Source organism: Pseudomonas sp. ADAK2 TE3594 (genome assembly GCF_053628675.1).
This window is the reverse complement of the sequence record NZ_JBRJGV010000001.1, coordinates 6,795,816-6,810,503: the sequence shown is the minus strand read 5'-3', so window position 1 is coordinate 6,810,503 and position 14,688 is coordinate 6,795,816. Positions and strand designations below refer to the sequence as shown.

Sequence of the window (14,688 nt, the reverse complement as noted above, 5' to 3'; positions counted from 1 at the left end):
TTGGAAATCTTTAACAACTTCAACCACTTGCGCTTCCGATCTCTCGTTAGCGGGAGGCGAATTCTACAGCGTTACTCGCTGCTGTCAACACCTCTTTTTCTCCGCTTTCGACCGAGATGATCGAACCGTCAATAAGGCGAAAACACACTGCCCTACCAACTCCTTCTGGCTTCGATGAACTGAAGCGTAACCGCTGCCGAAAACTGCGTAACTCTTTGTTTACCAAGGAGTTTTCCGTTTCGACTGCGCCGGAAGTGGGGCGAATTATAGACTTCCAGAATCTGCCGTCAACCCCTGATTTCACAATTCTGTCATATAAGGCAAGAAGCCCCCGAAAACACGAAGGCCGGCCCCAAGGGGCCGGCCTTCTTCCCTTCTACTTACAAACTAGGGAATGCGAATTGCGAAGCCTCATGGCTCGCCCGTTGCGGCCAGCGCTGGGTAATAGCTTTGCGACGAGTATAGAAACGTACGCCATCCGGACCATAAGCATGCAGATCGCCGAACAGCGAACGCTTCCAGCCGCCAAAGCTGTGATAAGCCACCGGCACCGGCAAAGGCACGTTGACGCCGACCATGCCCACTTCGATCTCATCGCAGAACAACCGCGCCGCTTCCCCATCACGCGTGAAGATACAGGTGCCGTTGCCATACTCGTGATCGTTGATCAGTTGCATCGCCTCTTCCAGGCTGTTGACCCGAACGACGCACAGTACCGGGCCGAAGATCTCTTCTTTATAGATGCGCATCTCTGGCGTGACGTTATCGAACAGGCAACCGCCCAGGAAGAAACCTTCCTCATGACCGGCTACGCTCAGACCGCGACCATCCACCACCAAGGTCGCCCCTGCTGAAACGCCGTCTTCTATATAACCACTGACTTTATCGCGAGCCTGACCGGAAACCAGCGGCCCCATATCCAGGCCACAGGTCGTACCGGCACCGATTTTCAGCGCTTTGACCTGCGGTACAAGTTTGGCCACCAGCGCATCCGCCACCTGATCACCAACACACACGGCTACCGAGATTGCCATGCAGCGCTCACCGCACGACCCGTACGCCGCGCCCATGAGTGCGCTGACCGCGTTATCCAGATCCGCATCCGGCATCAATACCGCGTGGTTCTTCGCCCCGCCCAGCGCCTGGACGCGTTTGCCGCGCTTGGTGCCTTCGGCGTAAATGTATTCGGCAATCGGTGTCGAGCCGACGAAGCTCAGCGCTTTGACTTCCGGCGCTTCAATCAAGGCATCCACCGCAGCCTTGTCGCCATGCACCACACTCAGCACACCTTTCGGCAGGCCAGCTTCCAACAGCAGCTGAGCAATCAGCAGCGTCGAGCTAGGATCGCGCTCGGACGGTTTCAGGATAAAGCAGTTGCCGCAGACGATCGCCAGCGGATACATCCACAGCGGCACCATGGCCGGGAAGTTGAACGGGGTAATACCGGCCACCACGCCCAATGGCTGGAAATCCGACCAGGCATCGATGTTCGGCCCGACATTACGGCTGTACTCGCCCTTGAGAATTTCCGGTGCAGCACAGGCGAACTCGACGTTCTCGATCCCGCGCTTCAATTCACCGGCCGCATCTTCCAGGGTCTTGCCATGCTCTTCACTGATCAGTTGGGCGATGCGGGCTTCGTTCTGTTCCAGCAGTTGCTTGAAGCGGAACATCACCTGCGCACGCTTGGCCGGCGGAGTGTTACGCCAGGCCGGGAACGCAGCCTTGGCCGAGTCGATGGCTTTTTGAATGGTTTCACGGCTGGCCAATGCCAGTTTGTGGATCGCCTGACCGGTGGACGGGTTGAACACGTCGGCCGTACGACCGTCTTCGGTCACCAGTTCGCCATTGATCAAATGCGGGATAAGGCTCATGCAGGGCTCCTGAAAAAGTTGTCCGCAGGCGCCCATCACCGGGCGCCTCTATATAGAGGGGAAAAATCAGTCGATCTTGTTCAGCACTTCGCCGACCGCGTCGAACAAGCGATCGAGGTCTTGCGGCTTGCTGTTGAAGGTTGGGCCGAACTGCAGGGTGTCGCCGCCGAAGCGCACGTAGAACCCGGCTTTCCATAGGGCCATGCCGGCTTCGAACGGACGCACGATGGCATCGCCGTCGCGAGGCGCAATCTGGATGGCACCGGCCAACCCGTAGTTACGAATGTCGATGACGTTTTTCGAGCCCTTCAAACCATGCAGTGCATTTTCGAAATGCGGCGCCACTTCCGCCACGCTCTGCACCAGGTTTTCCTTTTGCAACAGATCGAGTGCCGCCAGGCCCGCAGCACAAGCCACCGGGTGGGCGGAATAGGTGTAGCCGTGCGGGAATTCCACCGCATACTCAGGCGTCGCCTGATTCATGAAGGTTTGGTAGATCTCGGAGCTGGCAATCACTGCGCCCATCGGGATCGCGCCGTTGGTGACTTGCTTGGCAATGCACATCAGGTCCGGCGTCACGCCGAAGCTGTCGGCACCGAACATCGAACCGGTACGGCCGAAACCGGTGATCACCTCGTCGAACACCAGCAGGATGTTGTGCTGATCGCAGATCTCGCGCAGACGCTTGAGATAACCCTGCGGCGGAACCAGCACGCCAGCGGAACCGGCCAATGGCTCGACGAATACCGCTGCGATGTTCGAGGCATCGTGCAGCTCGATCAACTTGAGCAATTCATCCGCCAGCGCGATACCACCCTGCTCCGGCATGCCACGAGTGAAAGCATTGCTCGCCAGCAAAGTGTGCGGCAGGTGATCGACATCCATCATCGCCTGACCGAACAGTTTGCGGTTGCCGTTCACGCCACCGAGGCTGGTGCCGGCGATGTTCACGCCGTGATAACCACGAGCACGACCGATCATTTTGGTTTTGGTGGCCTGGCCTTTCAGGCGCCAGTAAGCACGCACCATTTTCACCGCCGTGTCTGCACACTCGGAACCCGAGTCGGTGAAGAACACGTGATTCAGATTGCCCGGCGTCAGATCTGTGATTTTCTCGGCCAACTGGAACGACAGTGGGTGACCGTACTGGAAGCCCGGCGAGTAATCGAGGGTGCCCAATTGCTTGGCCACCGCTTCCTGAATTTCCTTGCGGGTGTGTCCGGCGCCGCAGGTCCACAGACCCGAGAGCGAATCGTAGACCTTGCGGCCCTTGTCGTCTGTCAGCCAACTGCCCTCGGCAGCCACGATCAGTCGCGGGTCGCGCTGGAAATTGCGGTTCGCGGTGTAGGGCATCCAGTGAGCATCGAGCTTGAGCTGGCTGGCCAGGGAAGTCGGGGCGTTTTCAGGCACGTTCATGGGCAAAACCTCGCAGGGCAATAAGCGGCGTGGAGATGAAAAGCGTTCTTGCAGCTAAATTGCCACGGAGATAAAGTCGGTGAAATCCAACTTTTCTAACCTTCAGTCAGCCAGCTACTAAACTTTGAGTACACAAAGCATGAGCAGCCGTCGTCCCGATCCGCTGGCGCAAGTCAGTGACTTTGATATCCGCCTGTTGCGGATTTTTCGCAGCGTCGTGGAATGCGGTGGCTTCTCCGCGGCAGAATCGGTGCTGGGGATCGGTCGCTCGGCCATCAGCCAGCAGATGAGCGATCTGGAGCAACGCCTCGGCCTGCGTCTGTGCCAGCGAGGTCGCGCCGGTTTTTCCCTGACCGAAGAAGGCCGCGAGGTCTACCAATCCGCGCTGCAGCTATTAAGTGCGCTGGAAAGTTTCCGCACCGAGGTCAACGGCCTCCACCAACACTTGCGCGGTGAGTTGACCATTGGCCTGACCGACAACCTGGTCACCCTGCCCCACATGCGTATCACCCATGCCCTGGCGCAATTGAAGGAGCGTGGCCCGGACGTACAGATCCAGATCCGCATGATCGCGCCCAATGAAGTCGAACAAGGTGTGCTCGACGGGCGCTTGCATGTCGGCGTGGTGCCGCAGGCCAGTGCGCTGTCGGGGCTGGAATATCAGCCGCTCTACAGCGAACGTTCGCTGCTGTATTGCGCTGTCGGGCATCCGTTATTTTATGTCGACGACAAACAACTGGACGATGAGCGTCTCAACAGCCAGGACGCCATTGCCCCGACCTTCCGTTTGCCCGCCGAGATTCAGGCCCACTATCAGGCGCTCAACTGCACCGCCAGTGCATCGGATCGCGAAGGCATGGCATTTCTGATTCTGACCGGACGCTACATCGGTTACCTGCCGGATCACTACGCCAGCCTCTGGGTGCAGCAAGGCCGATTGCGTGCGCTGAAACCCAAGGCCCGTTTTTATGACCTGAGCCTGGCATCGGTCACCCGCAAGGGGCGTCGTCCCCATTTGGTGCTGGAGAGCTTTTTGGAGAGTCTGGCTGCAACGCGCTGAAAACTGTAGGAGCCGAGCTTGCTCGCGAAGACGGCTTAACATTCAACATTAATGCTGACTGACACCCCGCCTTCGCGAGCAAGCTTCGCTCCTACAAGGGCAGGGTTTTATCGCGACAGGACTTGTCTGCGGCCTGCGGGTGCGCTATCAACGCATCTGGTTGCACCCATTTACCTGTTCGGAAGTGCCTATGACCTTTGAAGTCCCAGCCCACGGCGGCAAACCCGCCAGCCGCATTCGTCAGAAGAACGAAGAGACCATCATCAAAGCCGCCGAAGACGAGTTCGCCCGTCACGGGTTCAAAGGCACCAGCATGAACACCATCGCGCAGAAGGCCGGGTTACCCAAAGCGAACCTGCATTACTACTTCACCAACAAACTCGGTTTGTACGTGGCGGTGCTGAGTAACATCCTTGAGTTGTGGGACAGTACCTTCAATACCCTGACTGTCGAGGATGATCCGGTAGAAGCATTGACGCGATATATCCGCGCAAAAATGGAATTCTCCCGGCGCCAGCCACAAGCTTCGCGGGTCTTCGCCATGGAGGTCATCAGCGGCGGCGAATGCCTGAGCGAGCATTTCAACCTGGACTATCGCATCTGGTTTCAGGGCCGGGCCGCAGTGTTTCAGGCGTGGATCGACGCTGGCAAAATGGACCCGATCGACCCGGTGCACCTGATCTTCCTGCTATGGGGCAGCACCCAGCATTACGCCGACTTTGCCACGCAGATCTGCCGTGTCACCGGGCGCACCAAGTTGACCAAGCAAGACATGGAAGACGCTGGCAACAACCTGATCCGCATCATTCTCAAAGGCTGCGGCCTGACGCCTGCTATCTAAGACACCTATGCCTTTTACCCTCAGCGGCTTTTGCGAATACCGCGAAGAGATTCGCAAAAGCCGCTTCATCACCCTCGCCGGGCCAATCACTAGTGCAACTGATGCTCAAGCGTTCATCGAGCAGCACAGTGATTTGAACGCCTCGCACAATTGCTGGGCCTGGAAACTCGGCGATCAATATCGCAGCAACGATGATGGCGAACCCGGCGGCACCGCTGGCCGGCCGATTCTGGCAGCGATCGAAGCGCAAGATTGCGATCAGGTCGCGGTGTTGGTGATCCGTTGGTATGGCGGCATTCAACTGGGCACCGGTGGCCTCGTCCGGGCCTATGGCGGCGGTGCCAACAAATGCCTGCAAGGGGCGCCGAAGGTCGAGCTGATCAACCGGGTGCCGGTCAGTTGTGCCTGTGCATTTGGCGAGCTGGCGCTGGTGAAGCTTCGGGTAGCGGAACTGGGTGGTTTGGTCGTGGAAGAAACCTTCACGGCCAATGGCGTGGAACTGCAATTGGCGATCGGCGAGGGGCAAATAGATACCTTGCAGATGCAGCTGGCGGATTTGAGTCGCGGGCGCATTTTGTTGCAGCGATAAAAGATCAAAAGATCTCAGCCTTCGGCAGCTCCTACGCGCCTGTGGGCACTGCGATCTTTTGGGGCGCCCCGATTTGCCCTGCATTCGATACTTGCCCACATCTGCTGTGTACCCGGCTGTGGATAACCTGAGCACATTACGCTGTAACCCTTCTGTCATGCGGCTTTGCGGGCTTTGCTCATTTTTCATCCAAATTCCCAGCAGCAACATTTATTCCACGTAAAAACAAACAGTTAGAGCGGTTTATCGCCATTAGAAGAAAGCCCCTCAGTGCTTATGCCCATGCGCTCGGCTTGCGCACAAATACTGTGGAACAACCTGTGGATAACCCGTTCATGACTGGCGCAGCCCCATGTCCGACATAGCTTGCAGGCTACTGCTCGTTTTTTGATCAATTCACCGCGCGCAAAACCAGAGCCTGATCAAAGAACGTGCCCTCAAGTGGTGCCTGATTCGGAATTGGAATATGACGAAGCACCGTCCACAACGCCCATGCCAGCGAGGCTTTGCCTGTTTCCTGACTCAATGGCCAGGAAATTGCTTTATCCCCAGGCATAACTTCTGTCGACCTGAGCCTGTCATGTCCAACGCCGTGCCGATCCCCGATCAAATACCCCGCCTGCAATTGCGCAGAATCAGCAAACGTTACCCCGGGTGCCTGGCTAACGATGCCATCGACTTGAGCATTGCGCCCGGTGAAATTCACGCCCTGCTCGGCGAAAACGGTGCGGGCAAAAGTACTCTGATGAAGATCATCTACGGCGTCACTCACGCCGACTCAGGGGAAATGATCTGGCAGGGCCAGCGCGTGAGCATGCGCAATCCGGCCCAGGCGCGCGGCCTCGGGATTGGCATGGTGTTCCAGCATTTCTCGCTATTCGAAACCCTGAGCGTGGCGCAGAACATCGCGCTGGCAATGGGCGCAGCGGCCGGAACACCGAAGCAGCTTGAACCAAAAATTCGTGAAGTGTCCCAACGCTACGGCATGGCTCTGGAACCGGAGCGACTTGTCCACAGCCTGTCCATCGGCGAGCGTCAGCGGGTGGAAATCATTCGTTGCCTGATGCAGGACATCCGCCTGCTGATTCTCGATGAGCCGACATCTGTACTGACTCCGCAAGAGGCCGATGAGTTGTTCATCACTTTGCGCCGACTGGCCGCCGAGGGCTGCAGCATTCTGTTTATCAGCCACAAGCTCGGCGAAGTGCGCGCGTTGTGCCACAGCGCCACGGTGTTGCGCGGCGGTCGGGTGGCCGGGCATTGCGTGCCGGCGCAGTGCTCGGATCGGCAACTGGCGCAGTTGATGGTCGGTGAAGCCGCCGAGCTGATCACCGACTATCCAAAAGTCATTGGCGCTGATGCGTTTTTGAGTGTGATGGGATTGTCCTGGCACAACCCGGACCCGTTCGGCTGCTCTCTGAAGAATATTGATTTCAACGTGCGCAGCGGCGAAATCGTGGGGGTCGCCGGAGTGGCCGGCAATGGTCAGGATGAGTTGCTGGCCTTGCTCAGTGGCGAAGAACGGTTGCCCCGCGATGACAGCGCGACGATCAGTTTCGGCGGGCAACCGGTGGCCCATTTGCGGCCGGATGCACGACGAAAACTTGGCTTGGCATTCGTTCCCGCCGAGCGTCTGGGCCATGGCGCGGTGCCGGAACTTAGCCTGGCAGATAACGCCCTGCTGACCGCCTTTCAACAGGGGCTGATCAGCAACGGGCTGATCCAGCGCGGCAAGGTCCAGGCGCTGGCCGAAGACATCATTCGCCGCTTCGGGGTCAAGACACCGGATGCCCAGGCCCCGGCTCGCAGCCTGTCTGGCGGCAACTTGCAAAAATTCATCCTCGGCCGGGAGATCCTTCAACAGCCTAAATTACTGGTGGCCGCGCACCCGACCTGGGGCGTGGACGTCGGCGCGGCCGCGACCATTCACCGGGCGTTGATTGCCTTGCGCGATGCTGGCGCGGCGATCCTGGTGATCTCCGAAGACCTCGACGAACTGTTCCAGGTCAGCGATCGCCTCGCTGCGTTGTGCGCAGGTCGATTGTCGCCCCTGAAGGAGACCGTCGACACCCGCCTGATCGACGTCGGCGGCTGGATGGCCGGCCAGTTCGATGCCCCTCAATCACCTGCCCCCGTAGCGCTTTAACGGAGTTTCACATGCTGCTTTCTCTCGAACCCCGTGGCCAGCAATCACGCCTGATGTTGTGGTGCTCGCCCTTGCTGGCGGCCGTGTTGACGCTGGGCTGTGGCTCATTGCTGTTTATCGCGCTGGGTCACGATCCGTTGCTGACCTTGCACACACTGCTGATTGCACCGATCAGCGACTTGTACGGCGTCTCTGAATTGTTGGTCAAAGCGTTGCCGATTCTGCTCTGCGCATTGGGCCTGGCGGTGGCGTATCAGGCACGGATCTGGAACATCGGCGCCGAAGGTCAGCTGCTGCTCGGGGCCCTCGCCGGCAGCGCGTTGGCAGTGAACATCATCGATATGCAAAGTCGCTGGGCGCTGGTGCTGACCCTGGTGGTCGGCACCCTGGCCGGCGCCGCATGGGCCGGGCTGACGGCATGGTTGCGCACGCGCTTCAACGCCAACGAAATCCTCACCAGCATCATGCTCAATTACATCGCCCTGAACCTGCTGCTGTTCTGCGTCCACGGGCCGCTGAAGGACCCGGCGGGGTTCAACTTTCCAGAGTCGGCAATGTTCGGCGATACCAGTCGACTGCCACTGTTGATGGAGGACGGCCGGGTTCATGCCGGTGTGTATTTCGCCTTGCTCGCGCTGGTGGCGGTGTGGGTATTGCTGCAGAAAAGCTTTGTCGGCTTCCAGATCAAAGTGCTCGGACTGGACAAGCGCGCCGCCGGTTTCGTCGGCTTTCGCGAGAAGCGACTGATCTGGCTGGCGCTGTTGATCAGCGGTGGTTTGGCGGGGTTGGCCGGGGTCTGCGAAGTCACCGGGCCAATCGGCCAACTAGTGCCGCAAATCTCACCGGGTTACGGCTATGCGGCGATCACCGTGGCGTTTCTCGGGCGGCTGAACCCCATCGGCATTTTGTTTTCCAGCCTGTTGATGGCGCTGCTGTACATCGGCGGCGAAAGTGCGCAGATGAGCATGAACCTGCCGCAAGCCATCACTCAATTGTTCCAGGGGATGATGCTGTTTTTCCTGCTGGCCAGTGATGTGCTGATTCTCTACCGACCACGTTTGAACCTGCGCTGGGCTCGCCGTGCTCCAGCCACCGCCGTACACGCAGGAGCCTTGTGATGGATATCGATCTGCTGAGCAATATTTTCTACGCCATGGTCCGTTGCGGTACGCCGTTGTTGCTGGTGGCGCTGGGCGAGCTGATTTGCGAGAAGAGTGGCGTCCTCAATCTGGGGCAGGAAGGCATGATGCTGTTTGGCGCGGTGATCGGTTTCATCGTCGCGCTGAACAGCGGCAACCTCTGGCTTGGCGTGTTGCTGGCGATGCTCGCCGGGATGCTGTTGTCGTCGCTGTTTGCCTTGGTGGCACTGGTGTTCAACGCCAATCAGGTGGCGACCGGGTTGGCGTTGACGATCTTCGGCGTGGGCCTGTCGACCTTTGTCGGCGCAGCGTGGGTTGGCAAACCATTGGCGGGTTTTGAGCCGGTGGCGATTCCGTTGTTGAGTGAAATCCCGCTGATCGGGCGGATGCTGTTTGCCCAGGACTTGCTGGTGTACCTGTCGTTTGCGCTGTTCACGTTAGTGGCCTGGGTGATTCTGAAAAGTCGCGTCGGGTTGATCATTCAGGCCGTCGGCGAAAACCCGGATGCGGCCAGCGCCATGGGCTTGCCGGTGTTGCGCGTGCGTACGCTGGCGGTGCTGTTTGGCGGCGCAATGGCGGGGTTGGCCGGCGCTTATCTGTCACTGGCGTACACGCCGATGTGGGCGGAAAACATGAGCGCCGGTCGCGGCTGGATTGCCTTGGCGCTGGTGGTGTTTGCCAGTTGGCGGGTATGGCGATTGCTGCTCGGGGCGTATCTGTTCGGTCTCGCCAGCATCCTGCATTTGGTGGCGCAGGGATTGGGGCTGGCGATTCCGTCGAGCCTGCTGGCGATGCTGCCGTATGTCGCGACCATTGTGGTGTTGGTGCTGTTGTCCCGGGATGCCGTACGCACACGGTTGTATGCGCCGGTGTCGTTGGGGCAGCCGTGGCAGGCTGGGCATTAGGTGTTGGCCGTTAGGGCCTCTTCGCGGGCAAGCCTCGCTCCTACGGATTTGAGTCGTTCACGTCATCGGTGAACTACACAAAACCTGTAGGAGCGAGGCTTGCCCGCGAAGGCGCCCGAACAGGCAACATTTGAACAACGCCCCACGCCAATTCAAAGACCAGGAAAACAACCAGCAATGAGCTGGCGCCGTGGAGCAAGGCATACAGCTGCCAAGCCGAAAACAGAAACCGCCCCACCGCGTCATACCGCCCAAACACCTGCTGCGGATCACGAATCCGCAGCACCGCCCACACGCACACAATCGAACCCAACAAATTCGCCATCAGCATGTGCATCGGCTCGAACGGCGGTAGCTCGCCGGGCAGATTGAAAGTCTGGCTCAGGCTCGACAACACGCCATGCAACGCCGCAAAACTCCACGGCGTCACAAAAGCAGCGGTCACGATCAGGTCGTACCACGCACTGCCACGCACCACTTGACGATATTGCGTTGAAGTCCACATCCGTCTTGCTCCATAAATTCAGGGAGCAACAAGGCTAAAGCCTGGAGTATGCTCCAGGGTCAAGCCCTCTCGAGACATCAAGATGCGCATCGGTGAATTAGCTCAGGCCAGCGCCGTCAGCCGCGACACATTGCGCTTTTACGAGCAGCGCGGGTTGATCGCCGCGCAGCGCAGCGCCAATGGTTATCGCGACTATCCGGCGGAGATGGTGCAACTGGTGCTGTACATCAAGACCGCTCAGCGACTGGGCTTTACCCTCGGCGAGATCGGCAGCAGCGTCGCCGCGTTGTGGCAGGCGCCCGACCCGGCCAATGCCGTTACCCAACTGCTGCAAGACAAACTGAACCTGATCGAAACCCGCATCGCCGAACTCGATGTCTTGCGTCAGGAACTGCAACATCGGCTCGGCCAGCGTTGTCCATTAAATCCGTGATTCTCATCCATCAAGGAAGCCATTCATGTCCAAGGCAAAAACCGCACTCATCATCGGTGCCTCCCGAGGCTTGGGCCTCGGTCTGGTGAAAACTCTGCTGGCCGACGGCTGGCAAGTCACCGCCACCGTGCGCAACCCGCAGGGCGCCGAAGCCTTGCAAGCGCTGGGCAAGGTGCGGATCGAAAAACTCGACATGGACGATCAGCAAGCGGTCATCGCCCTTAGCCAACAACTCAAGGGTGAAGTGTTTGACCTGTTGTTCGTGAATGCCGGAGTCAAGGGCCCGGAGGTCCAGACGCCGGGCGGCGCGACGTTGGCCGAGGTGGGTCAGCTGTTCTTCACCAACGCCGTGGCGCCGATCAATCTGGCCCAGCGATTTGTCGGGCAGATTCGTGAAGACAGCGGCGTGCTGGCGTTCATGAGTTCGGTGCTGGGCAGCGTGACCATGCCCGACGCGCCGGAGCTGGCGCTGTACAAGGCCAGCAAAGCAGCACTGAACTCCATGACCAACAGCTTCGTCACGCAACTGGGCGAACAGAAACTCACGGTGCTGTCGCTGCATCCGGGTTGGGTGAAGACTGATATGGGCGGTGAAGGGGCAGATATCGATGTTGAAACCAGCACGCGCGGGTTAATCGATCAGGTGAATGCGTATGCCGGCAAGGGCGGGCATCATTTTGTGAATTACAGGGGCGAGACTATTCCCTGGTAAACACTACTGTTCCCTGTGGGAGCCTGCTCGCGATAGCGGTCTGACATTCAAAATTAATGCTGAATGCAATGGCCCCATCGCGAGCAGGCTCGCTCCCACTGGGGTTTTGCATCGTCTGGTCGGGCATGGCTTGCCCGCGAAGCTTTTTTGTTCGAAACTCCGCACCTCGCCCCCGCGGCGACCCTGGATCAGCAGACAGGGCAACACTGAGCTGGCAACCCTGAACCCAACTTTCAGAGGAGCCGGCCAACATGCCTGCGACCCGTACCTGGTTAAAAAATCCCCTCGCCATTTTCACGGCCAACGCGCTCGATGCCCGTGGCGGTCTGGTGCTGCAAGACGGTTTGATCGTCGAAGTGCTCAGCGCCGGCCAGCAACCGTGCGCGCCCTGTGACCACGTTTTCGATGCACGCGAACACGTGATCCTGCCCGGGCTGATCAACACCCATCACCACTTCTATCAAACCCTGACCCGTGCCTGGGCGCCGGTGGTTAATCAGCCGTTGTTCCCGTGGTTGAAAACCCTCTATCCGGTCTGGGCTCGTCTCACCCCTGAAAAACTTGCCCTCGCCACCAAAGTCGCGTTGGCCGAGTTGCTGCTGTCCGGTTGCACCACCGCGGCCGATCACCATTACCTGTTTCCGGAAGGCCTGGAAAATGCGATCGACGTACAGGTCGAGAGTGTTCGCGAACTGGGCATGCGCGCCATGCTCACTCGCGGTTCCATGAGCCTTGGTGAAAAAGACGGCGGCCTGCCACCGCAGCAAACCGTCCAGGAAGGCGAAGTGATCCTCGATGACAGCCAACGTTTAATTGCCGCCTACCACGAGCGCGGCGATGGTGCGCAGATTCAAATCGCCCTGGCGCCCTGCTCACCATTTTCGGTGACCCCGGAAATCATGTCCGCCAGCGCCGAACTGGCGAACACCCTCGACGTGCGCCTGCACACGCACCTGGCGGAAACCCTCGACGAAGAAGACTTCTGCCTGCAACGTTTCGGCCTGCGCACCGTTGATTATCTGGACAGCGTCGGCTGGCTCGGCCCGCGCACGTGGCTGGCCCACGGCATTCATTTCAACCCCGATGAAATCGCCCGTCTCGGCGCGGCCGGCACCGGCATTTGCCATTGCCCGAGTTCGAACATGCGCCTGGCTTCCGGCATTTGCCCGACGCTGGACCTGACCGCTGCGGGTGCGTTGCTGGGTCTGGGCGTGGACGGTTCGGCGTCCAACGACGCGTCGAACATGATCCTCGAAACCCGTCAGGCGCTGTACATCCAGCGGCTGCGTTATGGCGCGGAAAAGATTACCCCAGAATTGGTACTGGGCTGGGCGACCAAGGGCTCGGCGAGTTTGCTCGGGCGCACCGATATCGGTGAACTGGCGGTGGGCAAGCAGGCGGATCTGGCGCTGTTCAAACTGGATGAACTGCGCTTCTCCGGCAGCCATGATCCGGTGTCGGCGCTGCTGCTGTGCGGCGCGGATCGGGCGGACCGGGTGATGGTCGGCGGGAGATGGCGGGTGATCGATGGGCAGGTTGAGGGGCTGGATCTGAAAGGGTTGATTGCCGATCACAGCCAGGCGGCTCGGCAGTTGATCGCCGGCGTCTAAGTCGACGTAGACCTATTGTGGGAGCGAGCCTGCTCGCGATGAGGGCATGTCATTCAACATTGATGTTGAATCTTAGTCCGCTATCGCGAGCAGGCCCGCTCCCACAGTTTTGTGTGAGGCGCCCGCACCAGTGGATGGCGTGGATTGGTGAGGGCGCACCGGGATGGTTCTGTGGTGGTCGTCAGGGACTCTTCGCGGGCAAGCCTCGCTCCTACAGAATTTGCGCAGGTCATGTGGGAGCGGGCTTGCCCGCGATGGCCGTTACGCGATTTCGATCAATTTGTTGTCCTGTTGGTCAGCAATTTGCATTGCCCTGACCTACCTCACAACAAAATGGAGTTCCCGTTCATGCATAAACGTCCGTTGAAGAAGCTGCTCTGCGCTGTCGCCGCAGCCATCGGTCTGAGCGCCAGCCTGACCGCCAGTGCCGCCGACCCGCTGAAAGTCGGCTTCGTCTATATCGGCCCGATCGGTGACCACGGCTGGACGTATCAGCATGAACAGGGACGCAAGGCGCTGGCAGAAAAATTCGGCGAGCAGATCACCACCAACTACGTGGAAAACGTCGCCGAGGGCGCCGATGCCGAGCGGGTGATCCGCAACATGGCCAAGGACAAATATGACCTGATCTTCACCACGTCTTTCGGCTACATGAACCCGACCCTGAAAGTCGCCAAGCAATTTCCCAAGGTGACCTTCGAACACGCCACTGGCTACAAGCAGGACAAGAACCTCGGCACCTACCTGGCGCGCACTTATGAAGGCCGCTACGTCGGTGGTTTCCTCGCGGCGAAGATGACCAAGACCAAGAAAGTCGGCTACGTCGCTTCGTTCCCGATTCCGGAAGTGATCCGCGACATCAACGCCATTCAACTGGCCCTGAACAAGTACAACCCGGGCACCGAGATCAAAGTGGTGTGGGTCAATTCCTGGTTCGACCCGGGCAAGGAAGCCGACGCGGCCAATGCGCTGATCGACCAGGGCGTGGACGTGGTGTTCCAGCACACCGACAGCCCGGCACCGATCCAGGCGGCTGAACGGCGTGGTGTATATGCCGTCGGTTATGCATCGGACATGGCGCACTTCGGGCCGAAAGCGGTGCTGACGTCTATCGTCAATGACTGGGGGCCGCATTACATTCAGGCGACTCAAAGCGTGCTCGACCACACATGGAAATCCCAGGATTACTGGGGCGGTCTGAAGGAAGGTACGGTTGAGTTGCCGATCAGCGACCTGGTGCCGCCTGCGGTAAATACCGAAGCCGAGCAGATCATTGCCGACATCAAGAGCGGTGCCCTGCATCCGTTCACCGGGCCGATCAAGGACCAGGCCGGCGTGGAGAAAATCCCGGCGGGCGCGACGGCAACCAATGCGCAGCTGGCGTCGATGAACTACTACGTCGAAGGCATGAAGGCCGAGATACCGAAGTAATTCCGGCCGAACACAAAACCCTTGTGG

At 59.3% G+C, this 14,688-nt stretch carries 13 protein-coding genes; 10 read left to right on the top strand and 3 right to left on the bottom strand.

Features of this window, described 5'->3' with window-relative positions; genetic code table 11:
* Positions 1–380 precede the first annotated feature (380 nt).
* Together AB7M22_RS30560 and AB7M22_RS30555 are read right to left on the bottom strand one after the other, a co-directional pair.
* The gene (locus AB7M22_RS30560) at positions 381–1,874 is read right to left on the bottom strand and encodes a CoA-acylating methylmalonate-semialdehyde dehydrogenase (RefSeq protein WP_454188738.1); all 1,494 of its coding nucleotides are present in this window, start codon (positions 1,872–1,874) and stop codon (positions 381–383) included.
* Positions 1,875–1,940: 66 nt separating this feature from the next.
* The gene (locus AB7M22_RS30555) at positions 1,941–3,290 is read right to left on the bottom strand and encodes an aspartate aminotransferase family protein (RefSeq protein WP_007906809.1); all 1,350 of its coding nucleotides are present in this window, start codon (positions 3,288–3,290) and stop codon (positions 1,941–1,943) included.
* 139 nt (positions 3,291–3,429) lie between these two features.
* Between AB7M22_RS30555 and AB7M22_RS30550 the strand changes: the two genes are divergently transcribed.
* The 6 genes from AB7M22_RS30550 (at position 3,430) to AB7M22_RS30525 (ending at position 9,970) form a co-directional block, all read left to right on the top strand.
* A complete protein-coding gene (locus tag AB7M22_RS30550) occupies positions 3,430–4,350 on the top strand; it encodes a LysR family transcriptional regulator (RefSeq protein WP_008006295.1) in 921 nt (306 codons plus the stop codon).
* 190 nt (positions 4,351–4,540) lie between these two features.
* Positions 4,541–5,191, top strand: a complete 651-nt coding sequence (locus tag AB7M22_RS30545; RefSeq protein WP_454188737.1) for a TetR/AcrR family transcriptional regulator — start codon at positions 4,541–4,543, stop codon at positions 5,189–5,191.
* A gap of 7 nt (positions 5,192–5,198) precedes the next feature.
* Positions 5,199–5,780, top strand: a complete 582-nt coding sequence (locus AB7M22_RS30540; protein ID WP_454188736.1) for an IMPACT family protein — start codon at positions 5,199–5,201, stop codon at positions 5,778–5,780.
* 580 nt (positions 5,781–6,360) lie between these two features.
* Positions 6,361–7,926: an ABC transporter ATP-binding protein gene (locus AB7M22_RS30535; RefSeq protein ID WP_454188735.1), complete on the top strand. Its 1,566-nt coding sequence runs from the start codon at positions 6,361–6,363 to the stop codon at positions 7,924–7,926.
* Positions 7,927–7,937: 11 nt separating this feature from the next.
* A complete protein-coding gene (locus AB7M22_RS30530; RefSeq protein ID WP_454188734.1) occupies positions 7,938–9,044 on the top strand; it encodes an ABC transporter permease in 1,107 nt (368 codons plus the stop codon).
* Positions 9,044–9,970: an ABC transporter permease gene (locus AB7M22_RS30525; protein ID WP_038978830.1), complete on the top strand. Its 927-nt coding sequence runs from the start codon at positions 9,044–9,046 to the stop codon at positions 9,968–9,970. Before AB7M22_RS30530 ends, AB7M22_RS30525 begins: the two co-directional genes overlap by 1 nt.
* A 73-nt stretch (positions 9,971–10,043) precedes the next feature.
* On the opposite strand, the gene AB7M22_RS30520 is transcribed toward AB7M22_RS30525, so the two are convergent.
* Positions 10,044–10,475, bottom strand: a complete 432-nt coding sequence (locus tag AB7M22_RS30520; protein WP_454188733.1) for a hypothetical protein — start codon at positions 10,473–10,475, stop codon at positions 10,044–10,046.
* An 82-nt stretch (positions 10,476–10,557) separates the two neighbouring features.
* Between AB7M22_RS30520 and AB7M22_RS30515 the strand changes: the two genes are divergently transcribed.
* The 4 genes from AB7M22_RS30515 (at position 10,558) to AB7M22_RS30500 (ending at position 14,661) form a co-directional block, all read left to right on the top strand.
* Positions 10,558–10,908, top strand: a complete 351-nt coding sequence (locus AB7M22_RS30515) for a MerR family transcriptional regulator (RefSeq protein WP_007906796.1) — start codon at positions 10,558–10,560, stop codon at positions 10,906–10,908.
* 25 nt (positions 10,909–10,933) lie between these two features.
* Positions 10,934–11,620, top strand: coding sequence for an SDR family oxidoreductase (locus AB7M22_RS30510; RefSeq protein ID WP_305448086.1), 687 nt, complete (start codon positions 10,934–10,936; stop codon positions 11,618–11,620).
* A 251-nt stretch (positions 11,621–11,871) separates the two neighbouring features.
* Positions 11,872–13,230: an 8-oxoguanine deaminase gene (locus AB7M22_RS30505; protein WP_454188732.1), complete on the top strand. Its 1,359-nt coding sequence runs from the start codon at positions 11,872–11,874 to the stop codon at positions 13,228–13,230.
* Between the two features lie 348 nt (positions 13,231–13,578).
* Positions 13,579–14,661 carry a BMP family ABC transporter substrate-binding protein gene (locus AB7M22_RS30500; protein WP_454188731.1) on the top strand — a complete coding sequence of 361 codons (1,083 nt, stop codon included), beginning with the start codon at positions 13,579–13,581 and terminating at the stop codon, positions 14,659–14,661.
* Positions 14,662–14,688 lie beyond the last annotated feature (27 nt).

Coding starts and splice junctions, on each gene's coding strand:
- AB7M22_RS30540 (WP_454188736.1), top strand. CDS start 5,199: ATGCCTTTTACCCTCAGCGGCTTTTGCGAATACCGCGAAGAGATTCGC.
- AB7M22_RS30535 (WP_454188735.1), top strand. CDS start 6,361: ATGTCCAACGCCGTGCCGATCCCCGATCAAATACCCCGCCTGCAATTG.
- AB7M22_RS30500 (WP_454188731.1), top strand. CDS start 13,579: ATGCATAAACGTCCGTTGAAGAAGCTGCTCTGCGCTGTCGCCGCAGCC.
- AB7M22_RS30510 (WP_305448086.1), top strand. CDS start 10,934: ATGTCCAAGGCAAAAACCGCACTCATCATCGGTGCCTCCCGAGGCTTG.
- AB7M22_RS30555 (WP_007906809.1), bottom strand. CDS start 3,290: ATGAACGTGCCTGAAAACGCCCCGACTTCCCTGGCCAGCCAGCTCAAG.
- AB7M22_RS30560 (WP_454188738.1), bottom strand. CDS start 1,874: ATGAGCCTTATCCCGCATTTGATCAATGGCGAACTGGTGACCGAAGAC.
- AB7M22_RS30545 (WP_454188737.1), top strand. CDS start 4,541: ATGACCTTTGAAGTCCCAGCCCACGGCGGCAAACCCGCCAGCCGCATT.
- AB7M22_RS30525 (WP_038978830.1), top strand. CDS start 9,044: ATGGATATCGATCTGCTGAGCAATATTTTCTACGCCATGGTCCGTTGC.
- AB7M22_RS30515 (WP_007906796.1), top strand. CDS start 10,558: ATGCGCATCGGTGAATTAGCTCAGGCCAGCGCCGTCAGCCGCGACACA.
- AB7M22_RS30520 (WP_454188733.1), bottom strand. CDS start 10,475: ATGTGGACTTCAACGCAATATCGTCAAGTGGTGCGTGGCAGTGCGTGG.
- AB7M22_RS30530 (WP_454188734.1), top strand. CDS start 7,938: ATGCTGCTTTCTCTCGAACCCCGTGGCCAGCAATCACGCCTGATGTTG.
- AB7M22_RS30505 (WP_454188732.1), top strand. CDS start 11,872: ATGCCTGCGACCCGTACCTGGTTAAAAAATCCCCTCGCCATTTTCACG.
- AB7M22_RS30550 (WP_008006295.1), top strand. CDS start 3,430: ATGAGCAGCCGTCGTCCCGATCCGCTGGCGCAAGTCAGTGACTTTGAT.